The sequence below is a fragment of the Mesorhizobium sp. M2C.T.Ca.TU.002.02.1.1 genome, assembly GCF_003997225.1.
Window position 1 is genome coordinate 1 of sequence record NZ_RZTO01000147.1, and the last position, 10,095, is coordinate 10,095.

General features: G+C 66.0%; 10 protein-coding genes and 1 pseudogene. 7 read left to right on the forward strand and 4 right to left on the reverse strand.

What is annotated here, in order from left to right; genetic code table 11:
• From EOD07_RS39210 to EOD07_RS10675, 4 genes and pseudogenes are all read right to left on the reverse strand, one after another.
• Positions 1 to 143 (reverse strand): annotated as a pseudogene (locus EOD07_RS39210) (short-chain dehydrogenase); the annotation flags it as partial.
• Between the two features lie 176 nt (positions 144 to 319).
• Positions 320 to 1,900 (reverse strand): 5-guanidino-2-oxopentanoate decarboxylase, encoded by a 1,581-nt coding sequence (locus EOD07_RS10665; protein WP_127235412.1) that lies wholly within the window; start codon positions 1,898 to 1,900, stop codon positions 320 to 322.
• Positions 1,897 to 2,544, reverse strand: coding sequence for a TetR family transcriptional regulator C-terminal domain-containing protein (locus tag EOD07_RS10670; RefSeq protein WP_041001090.1), 648 nt, complete (start codon positions 2,542 to 2,544; stop codon positions 1,897 to 1,899). The genes EOD07_RS10665 and EOD07_RS10670 overlap by 4 nt, the downstream gene beginning before the upstream one ends.
• Positions 2,541 to 3,413, reverse strand: a complete 873-nt coding sequence (locus EOD07_RS10675; protein ID WP_073989272.1) for a dimethylarginine dimethylaminohydrolase family protein — start codon at positions 3,411 to 3,413, stop codon at positions 2,541 to 2,543. Before EOD07_RS10675 ends, EOD07_RS10670 begins: the two co-directional genes overlap by 4 nt.
• Positions 3,414 to 3,614: 201 nt before the next feature.
• Between EOD07_RS10675 and EOD07_RS10680 the strand changes: the two genes are divergently transcribed.
• The 7 genes from EOD07_RS10680 (at position 3,615) to EOD07_RS10710 (ending at position 9,964) form a co-directional block, all read left to right on the forward strand.
• Positions 3,615 to 4,430, forward strand: coding sequence for an ABC transporter ATP-binding protein (locus EOD07_RS10680; protein ID WP_052458160.1), 816 nt, complete (start codon positions 3,615 to 3,617; stop codon positions 4,428 to 4,430).
• A 57-nt stretch (positions 4,431 to 4,487) separates the two neighbouring features.
• Positions 4,488 to 5,285, forward strand: a complete 798-nt coding sequence (locus EOD07_RS10685; RefSeq protein WP_041001086.1) for a transporter substrate-binding domain-containing protein — start codon at positions 4,488 to 4,490, stop codon at positions 5,283 to 5,285.
• 149 nt (positions 5,286 to 5,434) lie between these two features.
• Complete coding sequence (locus EOD07_RS10690; RefSeq protein WP_206519454.1) at positions 5,435 to 6,145, forward strand: ABC transporter permease subunit; 711 nt, start codon at positions 5,435 to 5,437, stop codon at positions 6,143 to 6,145.
• The gene (locus EOD07_RS10695) at positions 6,145 to 6,954 is read left to right on the forward strand and encodes an ABC transporter permease (RefSeq protein WP_127235415.1); all 810 of its coding nucleotides are present in this window, start codon (positions 6,145 to 6,147) and stop codon (positions 6,952 to 6,954) included. Before EOD07_RS10690 ends, EOD07_RS10695 begins: the two co-directional genes overlap by 1 nt.
• A gap of 113 nt (positions 6,955 to 7,067) precedes the next feature.
• Positions 7,068 to 8,069 carry an Ldh family oxidoreductase gene (locus EOD07_RS10700; protein ID WP_127235416.1) on the forward strand — a complete coding sequence of 334 codons (1,002 nt, stop codon included), beginning with the start codon at positions 7,068 to 7,070 and terminating at the stop codon, positions 8,067 to 8,069.
• Between the two features lie 351 nt (positions 8,070 to 8,420).
• Entirely contained in the window at positions 8,421 to 8,867 is a 447-nt protein-coding gene (locus EOD07_RS10705; RefSeq protein ID WP_127235417.1) for a DoxX family protein, read from the forward strand.
• A gap of 113 nt (positions 8,868 to 8,980) precedes the next feature.
• On the forward strand, positions 8,981 to 9,964 hold the full coding sequence (locus EOD07_RS10710; RefSeq protein ID WP_127235418.1) for a complex I NDUFA9 subunit family protein: 984 nt from the start codon (positions 8,981 to 8,983) through the stop codon (positions 9,962 to 9,964).
• The last annotated feature ends 131 nt before the right edge of the window (positions 9,965 to 10,095 follow it).

Here is a 10,095-nt window from a genome sequence, read left to right on the forward strand (position 1 = left end):
GGAAAATGCGGCGGGGCCGCCGCGTGGGCATTGGGCACGTGGCAGATCGCGCCTTGCTCCAGCAACCTGCCGACAACCGCGCCGCCGAGCGCCCCAGTGCCGCCCGTCACCACGACATGCCTGCCATTCAGCGTTTCCGTCATACTTAGACCGCTCCTGTCATTTTTTTATGATTATATCTTGGGTTATGCCACCCCAGGCTCGAACGTCGCGCCTTTCGCGCTGTCACTCAATTGAAATATCGACATGGCTGGCGCAGCGTCTTTGCATGCGTCGGACGACGCCAATCGCCGCGGCGGCAGCATGGTCCAAACAACGGTCAGTCGACGGTGATCTCGATGACGCGCGGCTTGGCCGCCGCGCGCGCGCGCTTCAGCGCCTCGGCAAGACCGCCGACCCCGGTCAAGCGCTCGGCCCCGATGCCGTAGGCCTCGGCGAGCTTGCAGAAATCCGGCGGCGCCGGCGACACGCCGACCGGCTCGACGCCGACGTCGAGCATCGAGGTCTCGATCTCGCGATAGCCGCGATTGTTCCAGACGACGAAGATCACCGGCGTTTCGGCATCGAGCGCGGCGCCGATCTCCGGCAGGGTGAACTGGAAGCCGCCGTCACCGGTGAGGCACACCACGGGCGCTTGTGGAACGGCGAGTGCCGCGCCGATCGCCGCCGGCGGACCGTAGCCCAGCGCACCGAAACCGGTCGCGGCGTTGAACCAGCCGCCGGGACGGTCGTGGTCGTAATAGAGGTTGGCTGCATAGATCGGCTGGGTCGAGTCGCCGACGATGATGGCGCCCGGCAGCGCGTCGCGGATCATCTCCACGGCATGAACCTGCGCCAGGTACTCGGGCTTCAGCTCGGCCCGCGCTGCCTTCCGCGCGGCGGCCGCGCGGGCTTCGCCGTCTTTGGCCGCAGGATGACCCGGTCCGATTGCCGCGAGCAAAGCCTCGATGCCTTCGGCGCAATCGGCCTGGATGCCGACCGTCAGCGGCCGGCGCGCGATCTGGTCGGCGCCGATGTCGATGCGGATCAGGTTCCTGGGCAGCACGAAGCCGCCGTCGCCATAGCCGTCATAGTCGGTCGGGCCGAATTCGGTGCCGGCCGCGATCACCAGATCGGCGTCCGCCATCAGCGCGCGCACCGCCTTCAGGCTGGGGCTGGCCGGCACGCAGAGCGGGTGGCCGTGCAGCAGGCCGCGCGCGTTGGCGGTCTCGACCACGGGAGCGCCAAGCGTCTCGGCCAGACGCCGCAGCGCCGCGTCGGCCTTCCTGGCGCCGCCGCCCGAAAGGATCAGCGGCCGGCGCGCAGCCGTGATGAGCTTCGCCGCTTCGGCGACCGCCGCGGCATCCGGGGCAGGCGGCGCGGCGTTGCTCAGCGCCACCGCTATGCCGTCGGCGGGCTTGACCATGACATCGGTGGGAATCTCGATATGGACCGGGCCCGGGCGTGACGAGGAGAAAATCGCGAAGGCGCGGGCGAGAGCGCCCGGCAGTTGCCCGGCCTCGGTGATGCGTTCGGAAGACAGCGCGACCTTTTCCATCATCCCACGCTGGTCGGGCAGCTCATGCAGGAAGCCCAGCCCCATGCCCAGCGTATCGGTGGCGTTGATGCCGGAGATCACCAGCATCGGCACCGAATCGGCGCGCGCCTGACCCATGGCGGTGATGGTGTTGGTCAGCCCCGGCCCGGTGATGACGAAGGCGACGCCGGGCCGGCCGCCGGCGCGCGCATAGCCGTCGGCCATGAAGCCGGCTCCCTGCTCGTGGCGCGGCGTGACATGGCGGATCTTCGAGCGCGCCAGGCCGCGATAGAGCTCGACCGTATGCACGCCCGGAATGCCGAAGACAGTGTCGACGCCATGCGCTTCGAGCACGGTGATCAGCGCTTCGCCGACGGTGGTCATTGATCTTCTCCCCTTTCCTGCGCGAGGCCGAGCTCGGCCTCGACGGCCTTGATGCCGATCGCCGCCAATTCGCCGGGCGAGAACATCTCGCCGGCCAGGCAGCCTTCGATCCAGAGCCCGTCGATGATCGCGTTGATGGCGATGGCATGGTGGCGCAGCTCGGCCGCGTCCGGCTTGCGCTGCTCGGCGGCCAGTACCTCGGCCACGACCGTCTCCACCTCGTTGCGAAAGCCGAGATAGCCTTCGCGATGGGCGCGGGCGAGCGTCGGATCCGCGCCGGCGCGGCCGATGAAGGTCGCCCAGAGCGAGAACACCCGCTGGTCGATGATCGGCGCATTGAGATTGGCGGTGACGAAGGCGGCAAGGCGCTGGCGCGGCGAGGCATCTTCCATGGCCAATGCCGCTTTCGCCTGCTCGGTCATGCGGCTCATCAATGCTGCATAGGCCTCCTGCAGCAAATCTTCCTTGCCGGGGAAATAGTGCCGGATCAGCCCGGCGGTGACGCCGGCGCGCAAGGCGATGGTGCGCACGGTGGCGCCCTCGAGGCCGTGTTCGGCCACGCTGTCCAGGGTGGCATCGATCAGATCCTGCCGCCGCCGCTCCTCACCCTCGCGGCGGAACTTGCGACGGGACGGCGCATTCATTGACGCAGGATCGGCCGCGTCAGGCATGTCGGGCCGCCTTCGCAGGCGATGCAGAGCGCATCCGCCTCGAAGATTTCGACCGTGCAGCCGGCGGCTTCCATGGCAGCTTTGGTCCTGGGAAAGCCGGCCACGGCGATGACCTTGCGCGGGCTGGTCGGCAGCACGTTCAGGCTGAGGCCGTTGGAGGCGGCGAACTCTTGCGGGTCGCCTTCGACCAGGCGGATGCCGCGCCCCTTCAGCATCTGGTAGAACGGGGCCGGCAACAGCGGCGAATAGACCAGCGCAAGGTCGTCGGCCAACGGGCTGATCACCGACATCAGATGCAGGCATGCCTCTTCGCCCTGCCACAGCGGCAGATCGAAACCGTAGACGGAAATGCCGAGCGGCGTCAGCAGGTTGGCAACCTGCTGGATGCCTTCCTGGTTGGTGCGCACGCCGCGCCCGATCGCCAGCGTGCGGGCATCCAGCCATACACAGTCGCCGCCTTCGACCTGGCCGGGCGCCTCGACGCGGCCGAGGATCGGAATGCCCAGGCTTCTGTAGGTTTCCTCATGCAGCGAGGGCTCCTTGGCGCGCAAGGGCTTGCCCATGGACAGGATCAGCGCGCCGCGGTCGGTCATCAACGACGGGTCATGCGTGAACACCGAATCCGAAAGGCCGTCGGCCTTGTCCTCGATCCATTCGATTTCGGCGCCGGAAGCCGCCACGAGATCGGCAAGGAGCGCATGCTGCGCGGCAGCTTTCGCCGGGTTGAACCCCGGGCCATAGTGCCATTGAGCCCTGTCGGCGTCGCGCATGGCGTTGGCCGCCGAACGCATCAGCACGCGCCGCAGCGGCGCCGCCATGGACTGTGATCCGAAAGCGCTCATCGATGCCCTTCTAAGATGAAAAAAAGCGAAAAAATTTCATGAGAGGCTATTTATACACTTGCACAACAACGCCGCAAGTGCCGTAATGAGCGGGATTGACGGGCTCGCGCTGTCGGGTCCATGCTGAAGCTCGGAGCGGGTATTACAGCGTATGTTGGTTAGCCGGATGGACGTTCGACGAACTGCCTTCGAGGTCGCCCGGTGAGCGTGGCGGACGCTGCAGCCATCCAATCCGGCAAGGCGCAAAGCGGCGCCGCCGAAGCCATCCATGTCGAGAACCTGCATAAGAAGTTCGGCCAGTTGCACGTGCTGAAGGGCGTTTCGCTGTCGGCGCGCGACGGCGAGGTGGTCGCCATCATCGGCGGCTCCGGCTCCGGCAAATCGACGCTGCTGCGCTGCATCAACTGCCTGGAAAATCCGACCAGCGGCATCATTCGCGTCAATGGCGAGGAGATCAAGCTCAAGGCCGACAGCCATGGCCACACCGTTCCGGCCGACCGCAGGCAGATCGAGCGGATCCGCTCGAGGCTCGGCATGGTGTTCCAGAATTTCAACCTGTGGAGCCACATGACGCTGATCGAGAACGTCATCGAGGTTCCGGTGCATGTGCTGGGCGTCAAGCGCGACGAGGCGATCGCCCAGGCCGAGAAGCTGCTCGCCCGCGTCGGGCTGGCGGACAAGCGCGACGTCTATCCGGCCTTCCTGTCCGGCGGGCAGCAGCAGCGCGCCGCGATCGCCCGGGCGCTGGCGATCAATCCGCGCGTCATGCTGTTCGACGAGCCGACCTCCGCGCTCGATCCCGAGCTCGTCGGCGAGGTGCTGAAGGTGATCGGCGACCTGGCGCGCGAGGGGCGCACCATGGTGCTGGTGACGCATGAAATGAAGTTCGCCCGCGAGGTCGCGACGCATGTCGTCTATCTCTACAACGGGCTGGTCGAGGAAGAAGGTCCGCCGGAACAATTGTTCGGCGCGCCCAAATCCGAAAGGCTCAAACAATTCCTCCGCAATGTCGGCTAGGCGCCGGCATCACGCGGAGCGAAAAACCGGGAACAACAACAAACTGGGAGTCCTGACATGAAGACTGTTCTCAAGACATTCGCGGCGGCGCTGCTTCTCGGCGTCGCGGCAATGGGTGGCGTGGCCAAGGCCGAGCAGGTCAAGATCGGCGTCGCCGCCGAGCCCTACCCGCCGTTCACCTCGCCCGACGCCACCGGCAAGTGGGTGGGCTGGGAGATCGACTTCGTCGACGCCGTCTGCGCCGAAGAGAAGCTCGACTGCGTCATCACGCCGGTCGCCTGGGACGGCATCATCCCGGCGCTGACCACCAAGAAGATCGACGCCATCGTCTCCTCGATGTCGATCACCGACGAGCGCAAGAAGACGATCGACTTCTCGGACAAGTACTACAACACCCCGACCGCGATCATCGGGCCGAAGGACCAGAAATTCGGCGCCACGCCGGACGACCTCAAGGGCAAGGTGATCGGCGTCCAGGTGTCGACCGTGCATGCCGTCTACGCCAAGAAGCACTTCACCGGCGCGCAGGAAATCAAGGAATACCAGACGCAGGACGAAGCCAACAACGATCTGGCCGCCGGCCGTATCGACGCGGTGCAGGCCGACTCGATCGCGCTCGGCGAATTCCTGAAAACCGACCAGGGCAAGGCCTGCTGCGACCTGAAGGGCATGGTGGCCCCGGACGACGAAGTGCTTGGACCGGGCGTCGGCGCCGGCATCCGCAAGGAAGACACCGCGCTCAAGGAAAAGTTCAACGCCGGCATCAAGGCGATCCGCGCCAACGGCAAGTATGACGAGATCTCGAAGAAATATTTCGACTTCGACATCTATGGCGGCGCCACGCAGTCGAACTGAGCCCTCTCGCGAATGAGTGAGGGCATGGCGTCGGCGCCATGCCCAACCTTGCCACGCATGCAAGTCGCTGATCCGATGATCGGCGGCTTGCCAGCAATCCGGGGGCGAAGCTGATCGACGCCTTTCTTCCGGCCTCCGCGGCCGGCATCATGGAACTCCTGTCACCCGTGGCGCCCGGCTGGGGCGGCACGCTGCTGGTCGGGCTGCTGCATTCGATCGAGATCGCCGTGGGCGCCACCTGCCTCGGCCTCATGATCGGCACCGCCGGCGCCTTCGGCAAGCTCTATGGCGGCCCGGTGACGCGCGACCTTCTGGCCGTCTACACCACGGTGGTCCGCGCGGTGCCGGAACTGGTGCTGATCCTGCTGCTCTATTATGCCGGCACCGACCTCATCAACCAGGTGCTGACGGCGATGGGCTACAGCCGCGTCGACATCAGCGGGCTCGCGGCCGGCATTTTCGTGCTGGGTTTCGTCCAGGGCGCCTATTCGACCGAAGTCATCCGCGGCGCCATCCTCGCCATCCCGCAAGGCCAGATCGAGGCCGCCCGCGCCTATGGCATGTCGCCGGGCCTGATGCTGCGGCGCATCACCGTGCCGGCAATGCTGCCCTTCGCCATCCCGGGTCTCGCCAATCTGTGGCTGATCGCCACCAAGGACACCGCGCTGCTTGCCGTCGTCGGCTTCTTCGAACTGACGCTGGCGACGCGCCAGGCGGCCGGCGTCACCAAGGCCTATCTGCTCTTCTATCTCGCGGCCGGCGCGCTCTATCTCGCGCTCACGCTGTTCTCCAACCTGATCATCGGCCGCGTCGAGGCCTGGTCGCGGCGCGGCATGCCCTCCGTCAAGGAGGCGCGCTGATGGCGGCCGAAGCCACCGCGATCAACATGGCGGCGCGCGCCTCGATCTGGCTCAAGCCGCACCGCATCGTGCTCATCCTGATCGCCTTGGCGCTGGTGCTCTGTGCAGCCTTCTTCATGCGCTGGGACTGGCTGCCGCAATATTGGGAAATGGGCCTGATAGGCATCTGGCGGGCGCTTTGGATCCTCGCCGTCACCTGCGCGCTGGGCTTTGCGCTTGCCGTGCCGCTCGGCCTCGCCCAGGCCGGCGGACCGATCTGGTTCTCGGCGCCGGCAAAGGCCTTCTGCACCATCATCCGGGGGACGCCGCTGCTCCTGCAGCTCTGGCTGCTCTATTACGGTCTCGGCTCGATCTTCCCGCAATATCCGTGGATCCGCGAATCCTGGCTGTGGCCATATCTCAGGCAGGCCTGGCCCTATGCCGTGGTGGCACTGACCTTTTCCTTCGCAGGCTATGAGGGCGAGGTGATGCGCGGCGCCTTTGCCGGCGTGCCGAGAGGCCAGCTCGAGGCCGCCCGCGCCTTCGGCATGAGCCGCTGGAAAATCTTCCGCCGCATCTGGCTGCCGCAAGCCTTCTACCGGGCGCTGCCGACGCTGACGGGCGAGACGGTGCTGCAGCTGAAGTCGACGCCGCTGGTGGCGACGATCAGCGTCATCGATATCTTCGCCGTCTCCTCCAAGGTGCGCCAGGACACCTATCTGACCTACGAGCCTTTGCTGCTTCTGGCGCTGATCTATATGACCATCACCGGCATCCTGGTCTTCGTCTTCAGCCGGATCGAGGCGCGGATTCCGGTGAAGATCGGATAGTGAATGGTGAGTAGTGAATGGTGAATGGCCATAGGGCTTCACTTCCCATCCCACCGACTACTCACTACTGACTATTCACCATTCACTATTGACCATTCATCAAGGCATTCACCATGCAACTCACCCTCGACCAGGCAACAGGCCTATGCCGGATGGCGGCGCTCGGCGCCGGCGCCAATGAGGAGGCGGCACAGTCGCTGACCGCTTCCATCATCGCGGCCGAGGCCGAAGGCCTGTCGACGGTCGGGCTGTCGCATTTCATCGACTATCTGGAGGCGCTCGAAGCCGGCCGCATCGACGGCAATGCCGATCCGGTGATCACCAGGCCGGCGCTCGCAGTCTATCTCTCCGACGCGGGCGGCGGGCTTGCCCATACCGGCTTCGACCGCACGATCGACGACCTGGTCAAGGCGGCGAAGCTGTTCGGCGTCTCGATCTTCTCGCAGAAGAACGCCTATACTTGCGGCGCGCTCGGCTATTTCACCGGCCGGCTGGCCGAACAGGGGCTGGTGTCCTTCGCCGCCACCAACGGGCCGGCGGTGCTGGCCGGCTCAGGCTCGGTCAAGCCGGTCTATTGCACCAATCCGATGTCCTTCGCCTCGCCCGCCGCCGAGGGACCGCCGCTGGTCATAGACCAGTCGTCGAGCGCCACCGCCTTCGTCAACATCCGCAAGGCGGCCGAGGACGGCAAGAAGATACCCGAAGGCTGGGCGCTGGACGCCAGCGGCAATCCGACCACCGATCCGGCGGCGGCGATGAAGGGCGCGATGCTTGCCTTTGGCGGCCAGCGCGGCGCCAACATCGCCCTTATGGTCGAGGTGCTGGCCGCAGGCGTTTCCGGCGCCAACTGGTCGCTCGACGCGCCCTGGTTCACCGGCGGACCGGACAGCCCCGGCACCGGCCTTTTCGTCCTGGCCATAGAGCCAAAACTGCTCGACCCGGATTTCGAGCAGCGCATGAAGGACCAGCTCGACCGGCTGCGGCGGCGCTATGGCGTGCATATTCCCGGACGCTCCCGCGCCGAGGCCGCCGAGAAGGCAAAGGCGCGCGGCATCACCACCTCCAGGGCGGTCGTGCAGCGCATTTCGGAATTCGCCGAGCGTTACTCGGCCTGATTTTTCCCGCGAGATTGAACCTTTTCCCGGCCTGACGCGACACATCCGCGCCACCCCACGCCGCGAGCCGCCCTGTTGGCTTCGTCCGGCTCGCGGTTGGCGGCGCCGCGCCGGGCGTTCAGGGCGGGGCGGGCGTGCTTGCTTCACGCCACCTTGATACCGTCTCAGGTCAGGCCGCCTCGTCGGACCCTGCTTCGGCGTGGACACTGCCCGGAAAACCCCGCTTCGGCGGGGTTTTCTGCGTCTGTTCGTCAGCCACTCGAAAACATGAATTCAATGGTTAACTTTTGTTAACTTGACTTGCCCGGAACCGTCGGGCGTCTGCCTGTATTGCCACAAACAGGAGCTACGATGTCCGCGACCACCGACCGCGCAAATCTGATCATTCCGGCGCTTGGCCGTCTCTATTCGGCCTTGCATGATGCCGGCGAAACCCTGCTGCGCGCTGTCGCCGGCGGCTTCCTGGCCATCCACGGCTCGCAAAAGATCGTCAATCCGTTCGGCGCCACGGAGATGGTCGAGGGGCTGGGCTTCTATCCCGGCGCGTTCTGGTCGCCGCTGCTCGCCTGCACCGAATTCTTCGGCGGCATCCTGATCGCCCTCGGCCTCTTCACCCGTCCTGCCGCTTTCGCCGGCCTGATCGTGCTTCTTGTCACCGTGTGGTTCCATTGGGTGACCATGGGCCAGGGTTTTTCGGGCGCCGAAAAGTCGCTGCTTTGGGCCGCGATCCTCGCCTTCTTCGTCATCCGCGGCGGCAATCGGCATTCGGTCGACGCTCGCATCGGCCGGGCTTTCTGAGCCGCCTCGACCTCGATGCGAAACAAGGCAATGGCGACCTCCGGTCGCTCTTTGCCTTTGGCGAGAAACGGATTAAGAAACGGCTTCAGCCAAGCATGCGCGCGGAGCCAGTCATGACCGAAATCCTGCAGACCCCCAAGCTCGTTGTCGTCTTCGGCGGCTCGGGCTTCGTCGGTCGCCATGTCGTGCGGGCGCTCGCCAAGCGCGGCTATCGCATCCGGGTCGCCTGCCGGCGGCCTGACCTTGCCGGCCATGTGCAGCCGCTCGGCAATGTCGGCCAGATCCAGCCGGTGCAGGCCAATGTGCGCGTGCGCTGGTCGGTCGACCGCGCCGTGCAGGGCGCCGACCATGTCGTCAACCTGGTCGCCATCCTGCATGAGACCGGCCGCCAGAAATTCGGCGCCGTGCACGATTTCGGCGCGCGCGCCGTCGCCGAGGCGGCACGCTCGGTCGGCGCCGGCCTCACCCAGATCTCGGCGCTCGGCGCCGATCTCAATTCGCCGTCCGACTACGCCCGCACCAAGGCGCTGGGCGAAAAGGCGGTGTTCGAGACGATAAAGGATGCCGTCATCTTCCGGCCGTCGATCAATTTCGGACCGGAGGACAGCTTTTTCAACCGCTTCGCCGGCATGGCGCGCCTGTCGCCCGTGCTGCCGCTGATCGGCGGCGGACAGAACAAGCTGCAGCCGGTCTATGTCGGCGACGTCGCCGAAGCGATCGCGCGCTCCGTCGACGGCGAGGTCAAGGGCGGCCAGATCTACGAGCTCGGCGGCCCGCAGGTGCTGACCTTCAAGGAGTGCATGGAGGAGCTGCTCGCGGTCATCGACCGCAGGCGCCTGCTGGTGCCGGTGCCGTGGTGGGTGGCGAACATCCAGGCGTCGATCCTTCAGCTGCTGCCCAATCCGCTCCTGACCAGGGACCAGGTGCTGCAGCTGCGCGAGCACAACGTCGTGTCGGACGAAGCCGCCAAGGCCGGCAGGACGCTTGCCGGGCTGGGCATCCAGCCGCAGGCGATCGCCACCATCCTGCCCAGCTATCTCTGGCGCTTCCGCGCCGCCGGCCAGTTCCAGCAGCGCCGGCCGATCGCCGATCGTTAGAAGACTCTAAGTTTTGATGCATGTCGTTATCCCAGAACCGCCGCACACTTCTGGGCGACATGCATTGATTACGCCCGCCGGGAGACCTGCATCGGCAGGCCGCCCTGCGGCTGCGTGGTGAGCTTCTGCAC

What these genes read in the sequence shown, in the direction of transcription:
- EOD07_RS10690 (WP_206519454.1), top strand. Translation starts at nt 5,435, where the DNA reads ATGGAACTCCTGTCACCCGTGGCGCCCGGCTGGGGCGGCACGCTGCTG.
- EOD07_RS10665 (WP_127235412.1), bottom strand. Translation starts at nt 1,900, where the DNA reads ATGACCACCGTCGGCGAAGCGCTGATCACCGTGCTCGAAGCGCATGGC.
- EOD07_RS10670 (WP_041001090.1), bottom strand. Translation starts at nt 2,544, where the DNA reads ATGAATGCGCCGTCCCGTCGCAAGTTCCGCCGCGAGGGTGAGGAGCGG.
- EOD07_RS10685 (WP_041001086.1), top strand. Translation starts at nt 4,488, where the DNA reads ATGAAGACTGTTCTCAAGACATTCGCGGCGGCGCTGCTTCTCGGCGTC.
- EOD07_RS10705 (WP_127235417.1), top strand. Translation starts at nt 8,421, where the DNA reads ATGTCCGCGACCACCGACCGCGCAAATCTGATCATTCCGGCGCTTGGC.
- EOD07_RS10700 (WP_127235416.1), top strand. Translation starts at nt 7,068, where the DNA reads ATGCAACTCACCCTCGACCAGGCAACAGGCCTATGCCGGATGGCGGCG.
- EOD07_RS10695 (WP_127235415.1), top strand. Translation starts at nt 6,145, where the DNA reads ATGGCGGCCGAAGCCACCGCGATCAACATGGCGGCGCGCGCCTCGATC.
- EOD07_RS10710 (WP_127235418.1), top strand. Translation starts at nt 8,981, where the DNA reads ATGACCGAAATCCTGCAGACCCCCAAGCTCGTTGTCGTCTTCGGCGGC.
- EOD07_RS10675 (WP_073989272.1), bottom strand. Translation starts at nt 3,413, where the DNA reads ATGAGCGCTTTCGGATCACAGTCCATGGCGGCGCCGCTGCGGCGCGTG.